This window comes from Sandarakinorhabdus limnophila DSM 17366, assembly GCF_945882885.1.
Classification (GTDB): Bacteria; Pseudomonadota; Alphaproteobacteria; order Sphingomonadales; family Sphingomonadaceae; genus Sandarakinorhabdus; species Sandarakinorhabdus limnophila_A.
This window is the reverse complement of the sequence record NZ_CAMCWT010000004.1, coordinates 1-13,677: the sequence shown is the minus strand read 5'-3', so window position 1 is coordinate 13,677 and position 13,677 is coordinate 1. Positions and strand designations below refer to the sequence as shown.

The window sequence follows — 13,677 nt, the reverse complement described above, 5'->3', positions numbered from 1 at the left end:
CGCATAAGTTCGATGCTATCAACAGGGGCGACATTTGGCCTTCAAGAAAAGCGGGCAAGAATCAAGGGCAGAATGATGACAAAAGATTTCCGGGGCAGCCACACCGTTACCGTCACACCGTTCAACGATGACGGCAGCAGCATCGACATTGGCCGGCTGAACGCCTTTCTGGATTGGCAGGTGGAATCGGGCGTGCCCGGCGTCATCGTGCTGGGCACCACCGGCGAGTTCCTGACCATCAGCGATGAAGAACGCCGCCTGCTGGTTGATGCGACCGTCCGCCATTCAGGTGGCCGTTATCAGGTGATGGTCGGCACGATGAACGCCTACACGCCCAACGCGGTGCGCTACAGCCGCGAGGCGCAGGATCTGGGCGCCGATGGCCTGATGATCATCCCGCCTTATTATTACACCCCCACGGATGACGAGATTTTCGACTATTACCGGGCGATCTGCGACGCCGTCACCATTCCGATCATGCTCTACAACAATCCGGTCACGTCCAATCGCGACATGTCGGCAGCGCTGGTGGCGCGGCTCACGGCCGCATTCGATCAGGTCCGCTACATCAAGGAAGCGAGCATGGACGTGGCCCGGGTATATGACATCGTGGAGGCCACGGGCGGCGTGATGAACGTGTTTGCCGGCGAACGCCCGGTGGAAAGCTTCCTGCTCGGCGCCGTTGGTTACGTGAACCCCTATGGCAATTATCTGCCCTATGCCACGAGGCGGATGTGGGATCTGCTGGTTGAAGGCCGCATCAACGACGCGGCGCACATCCAGGCGCTTGTGCACAAGTTCGACAAGATCATCGCCGAAGGCCACCCCACCTATGGCCACCAATGCTATTCCAAGGCGCTGGCCGGCGCGCGCGGCTATCCGGTGGGCGACGTGCGGGCACCGCTGACCAAGTTTGCCAGCCTGGGCGATGAAGGCCGCACCAAGCTGAAGGCGATCCTGACGGTGTTCGACGAGATTGACGCGGCCGTGGCGGAAATTGACAGCCGCACGGCCGACAGCCGCAAGCACGCGGCCTGATCATGGCCGACATTCCGCTCTTTACCCCGCTGACCATTCGCGGGCTGACCTTCCGCAACCGCGTGATGCTGTCGCCCATGTGCCAGTATCGGGCGGTGGATGGCTTTGTTGGCCGCTGGCATCGCAGCCATCACGGCCGGCTGGCGCTGGGCGGCCTGGGCGGTGCCATGCTGGAAGCCACGGCCGTGCTGCGGGAAGGCCGTATCACGCCGGGCTGCCTTGGCATCTGGTCTGATGATCATATTGCCGGCTTGGCTGAACTCACCGCTGTCTATCACGAGGAAGGCACGCCGGTTGGCATCCAGCTGGCCCACGCCGGGCGCAAGGCCTCTGCCGCCACGCCGTTCGAAGGTGCGCAGCCTCTGGCCGTTGACGATCCGCGCGCCTGGACCAGCGTCGCCCCCAGCGCCATCGCCTTTGGTGCTGGTTGGCAGACCCCGCAGGCGCTGGACGCCGATGGCATTGCCCGCACCATCAAGGGCTTTGCCGATGCCGCGCGGCGCGCGGTGGCGGCGGGCTTTGATTTTGTCGAGATCCACGGCGCCCACGGCTATCTGGTGAACAGCTTCGTCTCGCCGATCAGCAACACTCGGGACGATGATTGGGGCGGCGAGCATCGCTTCCGCTTCGCCGTCGAGGTGGCAAAGGCCATCCGTGCCGCCGTGCCGGAAACCATGCCCGTCTTCTACCGCCTGTCGTCCATTGATGGCGTGCCCGGCGGGATAGAGGTGGCCGACAATGTGGCGCTGGCCCGCCAGTTGCACGCAGCCGGCGTCGATATCGTCGATTGCTCCACCGGCGGCGTTTCTGGCCCGTCCGGCGTGGCGTCGCGGCCGCCGTCGCCCGGCTATCTGGTGCCTTATGCCGAAACGATCGGCCGTGAAGCCGGCATCAAGGCCATGGCGGTTGGCCTCATCATGGATGGGACACTGGCCAACGCCATCATTGCGAATGGGCAGGCCGATCTGGTCGCCGTTGGCCGGCAGCTGCTGGCCGATGCCAATTTCGTCTACCGCGCCGCGATTGAACTGGGCCATCCCGATCCGAACGCCACGCTGCCGCAAGGCCTGGGCTTCTGGCTGCAACGCCGCAAGTTCGAACCGGCGGCGCGCTAGCCCTCACGGGATCGGCGGCGCCTGCCACATCCCGCGCACCTGATCGTCATTGCCGGTCATCTCCCAGCGGGTCAGCGTGATCGGCACGATGCCGCTGGCAATGAAGCGATCGTGGAAGCGCATCAGGTCGAAACTGCGGCCTTCCTTCAACGCCACTTCGGCCAGCAGCTGTTCCAGCCGGATCTTGCCGAAATAGTAATTCAGCCCCAGCCCCGGCTGCCGCAGATACAGCGCCATGTCGTACAGTGCGGTGTCGTCGGTCTTTTCCATCCAGTAGGGCGTGCGGGTGGTGAGCGAAGTCAGCGCCTGATCGAAATCCCATTCATTGGCGTGCAGCTTCAGTTCCGGCAGCAACCGCGCCGCGCGGTTGGCCATCAGGATGTAATGGATCTCGCGGGCCTTGGGCTTGTCGTCGAGCCAGCCGGCCTGCACCACCATCTCTTCCAGATAGAAGGCCCAGCCTTCAAACCGCTGTGAATCGGTGAAGTTCAGCCGGACGTCGCGGCGGATGGGGCGGGTGTCGCGGCGGCGCCAGGCGGAATCAAAGATATGGCCGGGCAGATTGTGGGCGCGCAGCGTGCGCGGATCGCGGTCTTCGGCTTCACGGAAGAAATTGCGCCCTTCCGGCGTGAACAGGCCCGGCGCCGCTGGATCACGGTTCATCGGCATCACATATGGTCCTTCGGGCGACGGCACAGTCAGCCATTCCGGCACCGTCATGATGCGGCGGTCCTTCAGGAAGGCGAGCAGTTCGACATCGGATTGGCGGCGCAGCGCCTCGAAACCGGCGAGATCGGTGACGGTGGGCAGCATCGGCGTCTCCCGATGCTCATGCTCCTCCATCTTCAGGAACGACATGGTGCGTTCCCATTCCCGTTCCCCGATCGCCTTCATGTCGGCAAAGCTGAACGGATAGAGCAGCACATAGCGCAGATACCATTCATAGGCCGGCTGCCCGATGCCCGATGGCGCGGTCACCGGTTGGGCCGCCAGCCAGGTGCCGAAATTGCGGCTGGCAGCGGCGGCGGTGTCGGCCTGCCGAGCCAGGCTGCGCTCGCCGGCCTTGGCGAGGTCTGCCGCCATGCGGGCGTAAAGCCGCTCTTCAATGGCGTGATGCGCCACGCCCAGCGTCTGCAGATCGCGGCGCAGATCGGTGAGGCTGGCGCGGGCGGCGGCCAGCGTGGCCGGCACCGTGGCCAGCCGGGCGGCCAGCGCGGTGCGGTCGGCGGGCGACTTCAAGGGCAGTTCCGGCAGTTCGAAGGCGGTGTTGATCTTCGGGCCCCAGCCGATGTCGAGCGTGGCCCACCAGCTGGGATCGCGCTGCCATTGGCGCAGCACCTTGTGCTGGAATTGCACGCTGCGCGCTTCCGACAGCACCAGCAGGTGATCGGCGCGTTCCGCCACTGGCCAGGCGCTGCTGTCGATGGCCAGCAGATCGGCCACCATCTTGTCTGCCGTGGCGGCCCGTACTGCCATGGCGGCGTCGCCATGATCCGGTACGCCGTTCTTCACCGGCATTTCGGCGGCCGTGCGGAAGCCATCGTAGAGGCGGACGAGATCGGCGTGGGTGGCGGCCATCGCCGGTGCCGCCGCCACGATCGCCGCCACCGCCAGTGCGCCCATCCAGTGTCGCATGTCATCCCCCTATGCTGTTTTGCGAACAAGCGTATAACAGGCGAACATCTTGTACCAGAGCGGAAGCAGGGGGATTTGATGGCGGAACAGCCCTGGATGATGGCGGAAGACGAGGTGCGCGCGCTTCTGGGCCGGGTGCGCGCCGGGCGGTCGCTGTCACCGCCGCACTGGCCCGGCGGCGCCCGCGCAGCCGTGGCGCTGTCGTTCGATTGTGATCATGAAACGTTCGAACTGGGCGGCGGCGGCCGTGCCATCGGCCGGCTGGCCTGGGGGGAATATGGCCGGCGGGTGGGCGTGCCGCGCATCCTGGATGTGCTGGGGCGCCATGATGTGCCCGCCAGTTTTTTCATGCCTGCCATGTGCGCCCGCCTTGATCCCGACGAGACAAGGCGGATCGTTGCGGCCGGGCATGAAGTGGGCGTGCATGGCTGGCTGCACGAAAACAACAGCCTGCTCGATGAAGCTACGGAGCGGGAGCTTGTGCAGCGCTCCATCGACACGCTGACGCCGTTGATCGGGGAGCGGCCTGTCGGCTTCCGCTCGGCCAATTGGGATCTGTCAGCGCACACCTGCCGCATCGTCGCCGATCTCGGCTTCACCTACGACAGCTCGCTGATGGCCGATGAAGCGCCCTATGAACTGCTGCTCGATGGGCAGCCCAGCGGCGTGGTGGAAATCCCGGTCGAATGGCTGCGCGATGATGCGGTCTACCTGATGTTCAACCGCAATCCGGCGACGCGGCCCTATGCAACGCCCGACGAGGTGTTTGCCATCTTCGCGCGCGAACTGGATGCCGCCATCGCGGAAGGCGGCCTGTTCCAGCTGGTCATGCACCCGTTCGTGATCGGTTATCGCAGCCGCATCTGGCTGCTGGAGGCGTTGATCGAGCGCGCCAAGAACCAGGTGTGGTTTGCCACCCACGCGCAGGTCGCGCAGTGGGTGGCGCAACAGGCTGGCCTTACATCCTGAGGCCCATGGCCTTGGCTTCATCGTCGGCGCCCAGCCATTCCCAGCGGATCAGCGGCACCGGGATCATGCCGAAGCGGTTGAATTCATCGTAGAAGTCCTTCACCCGGAAATCCTTGCCAAGCTTCTCGGCCAGTTCGGCGAACAATTTGTCCACCATGGCCTTGCCGGTGATGTAGCTGGGGCCATAGCCGGGCAGGCGCAGATAGGTTTGCTGTTCCCCCGCCAGCAGCGGCAGCGTGGGCGACATGTAGCCGTTGGGCGTGCGTTCCACCTGCATCTTCATGGCGGCATCCAGATCGATCATGTTGGCCTGGGCATAGAGCGAGGCGAGGCCGCGCGCGGCGCGCTGGGCCTGCATGATCCAGACGATTTCGCGCGCCCGCGGTTCATCATCGAACAGCCCGGCGTGCAGCATGGCTTCTTCAAAGGCGGTGGCCTGGCCTTCGGCGCGGCTCAGCCAGATATTGTAGAGCAGGGGTTCACGCCGGATCGGGGAGGCATTGGGGCGCTTCGCCTCGCGGGCCAGATCCCACCAGTGATAGAAATGCGTGTAGAGCGTCTTGGGTGCACGGGTCTTCACGATCTGGAAGAAATCCTGTTGCTCCGGCGGCTTGTAGGTGCCGGCCTGCTCCATGAGGGCTGGGATCATGTAATCCTCGACGGTCAGCACCTCCTTGTTGCCGACAAACGCCACGAACTCATCGACACTGCGTTTCTGCAAGGCGTCATATTCGGCCACCGATTGCGCCCCCACCAGTGGCGGCAGCGCCCGGTTGCGATGCTCCTCCAGCCGCAGCGCGGCATGGGCGCGGCCCAGTTCGCGGTGCAATATGGCGACTTCATCTTCCCAGCTGTTGGGCGACATCTGCACGTTCTTCAGGAACCAGCTGTAGGCTTGCCTGCCCACGCCCGATGGACCGGTCTTGGTCGGCGCCTGGGCATCAACCCAGGCCAGATAGTCGATGGTGGCACTGCGGGCGGCAGTGATGGCGGCCTGCAACTTGCGGTCCCCCGGCTGCACCTTGGCAGCCAGCGCCGTCAACTTCGTCACCTGGCCCTGAATGTTGCGCCGGCTGGCCTTCCACAAATCACGGGCATTGCCGGTGAGGTTCTCGAGCGCCTGGCTCAACAGGCCGGGAATATGGGCCAGCTCGCCGGCCAGCTTCACGCTCTGGGCGGCATCCAGCGGGAAGCGATAGGTCCACAGGTCCACCGGTAGCGGATGCACCGGGCCTTCACGCGCCGGCGTATCGGCCTGCGAGTCCCACACCGAAACATACCAGGCCGGATCGCGCTGCCAGGGCTTTGCCACCCGCAGATCAAAATCCAGTCCGTTCATCTCGGCGCGGACGAGGTTGTAATCCACCTTCTGCGCGATGCTCCACCCGGCGATGTCGAGCGCGGCCAGACGGGCCTGGAACTGCTTCAGGCCGTCGGCCCGGTTCTGGTTGGCGGCGGCGGTGAAATCCGGCACGCCCTCGGTCATCGGCCCGGCCTGAAAGGCCCGCCATTCCTTGTGCAGGCCGGCCAGCTGGGCATAGTCGCTGGCGTGAGCGGGCGCAGCCAGCACAATGGCGCTGGCGATCACGGCGTATGGGAAGCGGTTCATCTCGGTCTCCTTGTTCAGCGGCGCGTGGCCAACAACCAGCGCGCCACCGGCTGCTGGCCTTCGCCTCGGATCTCCACCTGCCAGCCCTGGTCTTCCAGGCGGGCGCGCAGCTGCTGCGTCTCGTCGGCCGTGGGTGCCGCTGCGGCCATCGTGCTCAGGCGGGTTGCATAGGCTTCCAGCTCGCTGACCATGCCCGCCGCCCGGCTGGCGTCGCCGTTCAGCATGTCGCCGATATTATGCCACAGGCCTTCGAGCAGCGTGGTGTTCTCCGCGGTTTCCGCCCGTGCCACCAGCCGGACGCGCAGGGTCTGCAGGCGGGCAGAGGCGGACGCGTCGGGGGCGCTGGCGTGCGCGCGGATCAACGCGAATGCGCCTTCCTCGTCGCGCAGCCAGCCCAGTTGTTCCAGTTGCTCGCGGGCCTGGGCGGCGATCGGGCCTTCGACGGCATGCAGCAGCAGCCACAGGTGGTGGCGCGCCACCCGGGCAGCCTCCAGCCCGGCCGCAACCAGGCCGGCATATTCGATGCCGAACTGGCTCGTCACGATGTCGAAGCTTTGATCGGCAAACGGCAAATGCGCCGCATCAACACCGCCGGTGATCGCCGGATCGGCGGTGTCAATTGCCACCAGGTCAACGCCGCAGACTTCGGTGAAGCCCTGCGCCCGCGCCAGTGCCAGGATGGCGCCGCGACCGCAGGCAACATCCAGCAGCCGCATGGCAGGCGGCACGCAGGACAGCAGGGCCTGCCAGCCGCCGGATATGCTGGCCGCCACCGCCGGCGGCAGCGTTGCCGTGCAACCATCGATGCCGGCATCCTGCCAGAAACGCTGCCAATCCTGCAGGGCGCGTCTGTCTGGCGGATTGGGGTCTGGAGGAGGGGTGGCTGGCGGTGTCACAGCGCCACGATAGCAAATTCGCCACACCTGCCAAGATCTGTTCGCATAGCGTGCCAACGTGCGCTTGGCGCGCATTCACGATTGACAGGGCGCGCGGATCGCGCTGTTATGTGCCTGTCACACAGGGGAGGGCGCGGGAAAAGGCGGCCTTCCCCATTGGCAATGGAGTGACCGCTGCATTCTTCAGGTCTCTGATAAACTTGAAAATTATCGACCCGGAGGCTGCAACAGCAAGGGAGTATTGATCATGGTTCGGGCAAATTCCGGTTCGCTGTGCGCACTGCGTTCGATTGCAACGAAACTGCGGCTGGCGACAGCGCTGACGGCCCTGGTCGTCGCCCCGTCGGTTGCCGCGCAGGAGCAGGCCACCGCCAGTGGCGCCGCCGAGGATCAGGCCATCATCGTCACCGGTTCGCGCCTGTCCCGCCGCGATCTTGAATCGAGCAGCCCCGTCGTCACCCTCAGCGCCGATATCCTCACTGCGCAGGCCGTTCCCACGCTGGAAACCGCGTTGAACCAGTTGCCGCAACTGCAGCCGAACAGCACCTCCAGCTCCAACCAGTCCGGCGGCTCGGGCGTGCTCACCGCCGATCTTCGTGGCTTGGGCCCGGAACGCACGCTGGTGCTGGTTGATGGGCGGCGCTTCAACCCGGCCAATTTCTCCGGCCTCACCGATCTGGCCACCATTCCCGATCTGATGCTGGAAAAGGTGGAAGTGATCACCGGCGGCGCTTCGGCCATTTATGGATCGGATGCGATTGCCGGTGCGGTCAACTTCACGCTCAAGCGGCGTTTTGAAGGCGTGCAGGCGCAATATACCTTTGGTGAAACCGATCGCGGCGATGGCCGCAGCCACAAGCTTGACGTGATGATGGGCGTGAACGCGCCGGATGATCGCGGCAACATCACCGCCTATTTCAGCTACACCAAGCGCGACCAGGTGCTGATGGGCGATCGCGATTTCAGCCGCCTACCGCTACTGGCCGATGCCGCCGGCAAGTTCCAGCCCTTTGGTTCGGGCAATATCCCCGGCGGCGCCATCGCCTTGAATGCGGCACAGTTGGCGCAGATCAATGGCGTGCCTGATCTGAACAACGCGTCGGGCGCCTGCAACGTGGGCAATGCCGGTATCCGCTTCACCCAGCCCGGCGGCCGGCCGGTACCGTTCTGCCGTCTGCGTGACCAGTTCAACTATGCCGCGCCCAATTTCCTGTTGCGCCCGATGGAGCGCTATCAGGCCGCAGTGACGGCCAATTATGAACTGACCAGCGGCATCGAAGCCTATGGCCAGTTCTTCTTCACCAAAAAGGAAAACAGCTTCCAGCAGGCGGCCGAAGCGGTGAACCCGTCCTCGTCAGGGCAGGCCGCCGGTACCGTGCTGATCCCCAATGCGCTGACCAACCCGGTGCTGACCGCAGCGCAGCGCGCCTTCTTTGCGGCAAATGCCGGCTTCTTTGATTCAGATGGTGACGGCACCTACACCGTTCGCGGCTATGGCCGCCGCTTTGAAGAATTTGGCCCGCGCACCGTGCGTTTCGCCACCGACAGCTTCAACGCCACTGCCGGCCTGCGCGGCAAGTTCGATGTAGGCGGCAACCAGTGGCGCTGGGACAGTTTCTTCCAGTATCAACAGGTGGATGAAGACAGTGAGCGGCAGAATCTGCTGTCGCGCTCGCGCACGACCGCCGGTCTTGATGTCGTTGTGAACGCCAATGGCACGGCCGCGTGCCGCAACGCGATCATCCCGGGCTGCATCCCGGTCAACATCTTCGGCAACGATACGCTCACCCCGCAGATGGCCGATTTCCTTAGCGTCGACACCACCACGGCCAGCACCTTCAAGCGCACAGTGGCGGGCGGCAGCCTTGCCGGGGATCTGATCAAGCTGCCGGCTGGCATGGTCGCCACAGCCTTCGGTGTCGAATATCGCAGGGACAGCTTCACCATCCGCCCGGACGAAGTGGCGCTGTCCAACGATCTGGCCGCCGTGCAGGTGCCGCCGATCCGCAACGCCGGTTCGTTCAACCTGTTTGAAGTGTTCGGCGAAGTCCGGGTGCCGATCCTGGCCGACAAGCCCTTCTTCAAGATGTTGGCCCTTGAAGGTGCCGCCCGTTATGCTGATTACAACACCATCGGCGGTGTCTTCACGTGGCGCGGTGCGGTGGATTGGGAAGTGAACGACTGGCTGCGCCTGCGCGGCAATTACAGCCGCGCCATTCGCGCGCCGAACCTTGCCGAACTTTTCGCGCCGACTGGCCAAGGTTTCATCGGCGGCCGCGATCCCTGCCTCGCCGTGAACCGGCCCAGCGCCGCGCAAAAGACACTCTGCGTGGCTCAAGGCGTGCCGGCGGCGTTCATCGACACGCTGACCGTGGGCGCCAGCCAGGGCTTTGGCACCGAAAGCGGCGGCAACCGCAATCTGCAGGAAGAAAAGGCCGATACGCTCACCCTGGGCGCCGTCATCCGCCCGCTGCGCAGCCTGGCGTTCACCATCGATTATTATGACATCAAGGTGCGCGACGCGATTGCCCAGGTGGGGGCGCAGGTGCTGATCGATACCTGCTTCTCCACGCTGGAGGGCAGCTCAGTGCCGTGCCAGTCCATCGTGCGCGACACCTTCTCGGGCAATATCAACTTCGTGCGGGCCCCGCTGCTCAACGTCGCCGAACGGCGGGTGCGCGGCCTCGACGTCGGCGCCAATTACACCACGGCGCTGCCGGCCTTCTTCAACATCGGGGACAGCAGCAAGCTCGACCTGTCGGCCAATCTGTCGTGGCAGTTCGCCAATACCACCGTGCCGATCACCGGCCTGCCCACCATCGATTGCGCCGGCTTTTACGGCGGCGCCTGCTCGTCGGATTCAACCCGCATCTCGCCTGGCTTCCGCGCCTTCTTCGGCGCCGATTACAAGAGCGGGCCGCTCTCGGTCCGCAACCAGGTCCGCATGGTCGGCAGCCTTGATCTGCTGCCGGGAGCGCCGCCGTCTGAATCCGGCACGCTGCGCACCGAAACCTATTGGGACATCTCGGCCCGCTTCGAGGTTACCAAGAATATCGCGATCTTTGGCGGCATCAACAACGTGCTGGATAACCAGCCGCCGGTGATGGGCTTTGCCGCGGGTGGCGATTCCAACACCAACCCGCAGTTGTATGACGTGATCGGTCGCCAATATTTCATTGGGATCGGCACGCGCTTCTGAACAGACGCGAGGGGAGAGGCAAGATGAACACGAAACTGTTGCTGGCTGTGGCCATGGCGGCGCTGGCCGTGCCTCTCTCCATCGCGCCGGCGGCCGCACAAAGTGCCAGCATGGCCCATGCCGGGCCAGCACGCGGCAGCGGCAGCTATCAGGATCTGCTCGGCGTGTGGGCCGAATTCCGCACCTGGCGCGGCGGCTGGCAGGCGCGCACGCCGGACTGGTCCGCCGCCGGCATGGCTGCCGAACGCGCTGCCATGGCCGGTTACCTCACGCGCATCGAGAACATGAACGTGGCCGCCATGGATCGCGGCCAGCGCGCCGAGTGGCTGGCGGCACGCGCCAAGATGCTGGAACATCATTTCCTGATCGAGGCAGCCAAACCGTGGGAACGCGATCCCGGTTTCTATGTCGATGAAATGCTTGATGTCGGCTTTGCCGAATTGCCGGCCAAGGGCGAAGCGTTGGCCAAGCTGACGACGGGCCTTGCCAATGTGTCGCGACTGGCGGCGGTTGCCAAAACCAATCTGAAGAACGTGCCCGGCGATTATGCCGATCTGGCCCTGCACAATATCGATACCGCCGATGGCGTGGGCCATGGCCATCCGTATCGGCCGGTGCCGCCCCCCGGCGTGCTGGGCTGGCTGGATGATCTGGCCGGGCGCGCCGCCAAGCAACAGCCGGAATTGCTGCCCGAAATCCGCAAGGCACGCGCCGCAGCCGTCGAGTTTCAGGCCTGGCTGAAGGCGGGCCGTCCGGCGATGACGGCCAAGGCCGGTGTCGGCAAGGCGCGCTTTGATTGGTATCTGAAAAACGTCAAACTGCTGCCTTACAACTCCGATCAGTTGATGGTGCTGGGCGCCCGCGAAACCCAGCGGCTGTGGTCGGTGCACGCGCTGGAGGAGCATCGCAACCGCAAGGCGGCGCCGCTGAACCTGCCGACGACCGCCGAAGATTATGCCGGCCGCAAGGATCGCACGCTGAAGCTGATCCGCGAGTGGATTGCGCGCGAAGAGATCATCTCCGTGCCCGAAGATATCGGCGATCTCTATATCAACGTGCCGTGGATCGTGCGCCCCGATGGCCCCAATTTCTGGGAACAGGTGCAATATCGCGATCCCACGCCCGATCTGCTGCATGCGACGCTGCCCGGCCATGCCTTTGATGGCCAGATGGCCCGGCGGGACAAACGGCCCATTCGCGGCGCCATTGGCGATGGCGTGCGCGGCGAAGGCTGGGGCGTCTATCTGGAAGAATCCGCCCAGCGCCTTGGTTTCATGGAAGATCGGCCGCGGGTTCGCGAGCTGATCGATATCTTCGGCATTTTCCGCGCCGTGCGCGTGGCCGGCGATATCGAGCTGCAATTGAACCAGAAGACCGTTCCCGAAGTGGTGGCCGATTGGCAGAAATGGACGCCCTGGCTCGACAAGAACGTGGCCCGGGTTGACGCCGAAATCTATCTGCGCCGCCCGCCGGGCTATGGCCTGGGCTATACCGTCGGCATGATCGAGATGCAGAAGCTGCTCGCGGATCGTCGCCATCAGCTGGGCGAAAAGTTCGTGCTCAAGCAGTTCCACGACGAGTTCATGGCGGCCGGGCGCCTGCCCATGTCGGTCATCCGCTATGACATGACCGGTTTCGACGATGAGGTACGGCACTTCTGGCAGCGGGATCCGCTGCCGGCGCAGTAATCAACCCGGCGCAAGCCGCTTCACCAAAGGCCGCAGCGCCAGGGCCACCACGCCGCCGCCGGCGCCCACGGCGGCGAGCAGCCACCAGAAGCCGGCTGGCCCCAGCGGTTCCTCGAACCGGCCCAGCCAACCGGACGCGATGTTGGCCGCGCCGAACGCTGCGATGTTCAGGCTCATCAGGGTGCTGGCCAGCCGCGCCGGGGCATGCACCGAAACAAAGCTGTTGGCCGGCGGATCGAGCCAGCCATAGGACAGATCGAGCAGCGCAAAGAAGGCGAGCACCAAAAGCATCGACACCGGCCCGCCGGCCGACGCAGTTGTGATGAGCGCCAGCATTACCCAGGCCGCCGCCACCACCAGCCCCGCGACCGCCAGCTTGATCATCGCATCCGGCTCTCGCGCGCCGAGCCGCTGCCACAACTGCAGCGCCAGGAAAATGCCGACGATGGTCATCAAGCCATCATAGGTGAGCAGCCAGGTCACCGGCACCTCGAACCCGGCGACGTCGCGGTCCATCACGTCCTGCGCCCACACCAGCAGCAGGTTATAGGCCTGCATGGCCGCGGCATAGACGATGGTGAAGGGCAGCAGCATCAGGACGATGGCGGCGATCGCAGCGGAGTCTGCGCCTTGGGGCACATCCGCTGTGCCGCGCAGGCGCCGGATGCTGTCGGGCGGCAATTGGCGCGTGCCGGCGACATAGATGCTAAGGCCGAGCAGCATGCCGATCCCGGCCGCGGCAAAGCCCCAGTGCCAGCCCACCCGCTCCCCCAACGTGCCGCAGACCAGCGGCGCCACGATGGAGCCGACGTTCAACGCCATCAGATGGATGGCATACGCCCGGGTGCGCCGGCCATCACCACTGGCATAGAGCATGCCGACCTGCGCATAGAGATTGCCCTTCAGGCAGCCACCACCCAGCAGCAGCAACAGCAGCGCCGGCAGGAACAGGGCTTCCACGGCCATGGCGAGATGCCCGGCCGCCATGAACACCAATCCGGCCTGCACCAGCCGCCGTTGGCCGAATACGCCATCGGCCAGCCAGCCCAGCGCCAGCGGCGCAATGTTGAACAGGCCGATGTAAAGCCCGAACAACTGGGCAGCAAACGCCGTCGTGCTCAGCGGGCCGGTCAGAAACTCCACCCCGGCCCGCAGGCCGTCCAGCCCCGTCACCCCGGCCGCCACCTCAGGTTTGAGCAGATGATCGACCAGGTAGAGCGGCAACAGGGCCTGCATGCCATAGAAGGAAAAGCGCTCCCACGCCTGGGTAGAGGCCAGAAAACCCAAGCCCTTCGGGTGGCCAAAAAACGCCGTGTCTGGAGATCGCATTTACCTTGCCTAGCCGAGGCCCATCCCGTGGGCAATCACTGGCGCGGCCAGCCGTCCTTTCTTGTCCTCGCGTCTGTCAGCCTTGCGCTTTGCAAGGGCTTCACCTAGGGCAAGGCCAAGTCGGGGAGTGGCGCAGTCTGGTAGCGCATCTGCTTTGGGAGCAGAGGGTCGCAGGTTCGAATCCTGTCTCCCCGACCAA

9 protein-coding genes and 1 tRNA gene are annotated in these 13,677 nt (G+C 64.9%); 6 read left to right on the top strand and 4 right to left on the bottom strand.

What is annotated here, in order from left to right; translation table 11 throughout:
- The first annotated feature begins 75 nt into the window (after positions 1–75).
- Positions 76–1,038: a dihydrodipicolinate synthase family protein gene (locus Q7O19_RS01415; RefSeq protein ID WP_303808205.1), complete on the top strand. Its 963-nt coding sequence runs from the start codon at positions 76–78 to the stop codon at positions 1,036–1,038.
- Positions 1,039–1,040: 2 nt separating this feature from the next.
- On the top strand, positions 1,041–2,153 hold the full coding sequence (locus Q7O19_RS01410) for an NADH:flavin oxidoreductase/NADH oxidase (protein ID WP_303808204.1): 1,113 nt from the start codon (positions 1,041–1,043) through the stop codon (positions 2,151–2,153).
- 3 nt (positions 2,154–2,156) lie between these two features.
- On the opposite strand, the gene Q7O19_RS01405 is transcribed toward Q7O19_RS01410, so the two are convergent.
- On the bottom strand, positions 2,157–3,788 hold the full coding sequence (locus Q7O19_RS01405) for a DUF885 family protein (protein ID WP_303808202.1): 1,632 nt from the start codon (positions 3,786–3,788) through the stop codon (positions 2,157–2,159).
- A gap of 78 nt (positions 3,789–3,866) precedes the next feature.
- Between Q7O19_RS01405 and Q7O19_RS01400 the strand changes: the two genes are divergently transcribed.
- A complete protein-coding gene (locus Q7O19_RS01400) occupies positions 3,867–4,757 on the top strand; it encodes a polysaccharide deacetylase (protein ID WP_303808201.1) in 891 nt (296 codons plus the stop codon).
- Here Q7O19_RS01400 and Q7O19_RS01395 read toward each other — a convergent pair.
- A complete protein-coding gene (locus Q7O19_RS01395; protein WP_303808200.1) occupies positions 4,747–6,366 on the bottom strand; it encodes a DUF885 family protein in 1,620 nt (539 codons plus the stop codon). The genes Q7O19_RS01400 and Q7O19_RS01395 overlap by 11 nt on opposite strands.
- A 14-nt stretch (positions 6,367–6,380) precedes the next feature.
- Positions 6,381–7,262, bottom strand: a complete 882-nt coding sequence (locus Q7O19_RS01390; RefSeq protein WP_303808199.1) for a class I SAM-dependent methyltransferase — start codon at positions 7,260–7,262, stop codon at positions 6,381–6,383.
- Positions 7,263–7,509: 247 nt separating this feature from the next.
- Here Q7O19_RS01390 and Q7O19_RS01385 point away from each other — a divergent pair, with 247 nt between their 5' ends.
- Both Q7O19_RS01385 and Q7O19_RS01380 read left to right on the top strand, forming a co-directional pair.
- Positions 7,510–10,461 carry a TonB-dependent siderophore receptor gene (locus Q7O19_RS01385; RefSeq protein WP_303808198.1) on the top strand — a complete coding sequence of 984 codons (2,952 nt, stop codon included), beginning with the start codon at positions 7,510–7,512 and terminating at the stop codon, positions 10,459–10,461.
- A gap of 23 nt (positions 10,462–10,484) precedes the next feature.
- Positions 10,485–12,149, top strand: a complete 1,665-nt coding sequence (locus Q7O19_RS01380; RefSeq protein WP_303808197.1) for a DUF885 family protein — start codon at positions 10,485–10,487, stop codon at positions 12,147–12,149.
- Here the strand turns inward: Q7O19_RS01380 and Q7O19_RS01375 are convergent, their stop codons facing one another.
- Complete coding sequence (locus Q7O19_RS01375; protein ID WP_303808196.1) at positions 12,150–13,478, bottom strand: MFS transporter; 1,329 nt, start codon at positions 13,476–13,478, stop codon at positions 12,150–12,152.
- Between the two features lie 121 nt (positions 13,479–13,599).
- Between Q7O19_RS01375 and Q7O19_RS01370 the strand changes: the two genes are divergently transcribed.
- Positions 13,600–13,676, top strand: a tRNA-Pro gene (locus Q7O19_RS01370).
- The last annotated feature ends 1 nt before the right edge of the window (position 13,677 follow it).

Bases quoted from the DNA above. Each gene is read 5' to 3' on its own strand.
- Q7O19_RS01415 (WP_303808205.1), top strand. From the start codon at position 76: ATGACAAAAGATTTCCGGGGCAGCCACACCGTTACCGTCACACCGTTC.
- Q7O19_RS01410 (WP_303808204.1), top strand. From the start codon at position 1,041: ATGGCCGACATTCCGCTCTTTACCCCGCTGACCATTCGCGGGCTGACC.
- Q7O19_RS01405 (WP_303808202.1), bottom strand. From the start codon at position 3,788: ATGCGACACTGGATGGGCGCACTGGCGGTGGCGGCGATCGTGGCGGCG.
- Q7O19_RS01400 (WP_303808201.1), top strand. From the start codon at position 3,867: ATGGCGGAACAGCCCTGGATGATGGCGGAAGACGAGGTGCGCGCGCTT.
- Q7O19_RS01395 (WP_303808200.1), bottom strand. From the start codon at position 6,366: ATGAACCGCTTCCCATACGCCGTGATCGCCAGCGCCATTGTGCTGGCT.
- Q7O19_RS01385 (WP_303808198.1), top strand. From the start codon at position 7,510: ATGGTTCGGGCAAATTCCGGTTCGCTGTGCGCACTGCGTTCGATTGCA.
- Q7O19_RS01380 (WP_303808197.1), top strand. From the start codon at position 10,485: ATGAACACGAAACTGTTGCTGGCTGTGGCCATGGCGGCGCTGGCCGTG.
- Q7O19_RS01375 (WP_303808196.1), bottom strand. From the start codon at position 13,478: ATGCGATCTCCAGACACGGCGTTTTTTGGCCACCCGAAGGGCTTGGGT.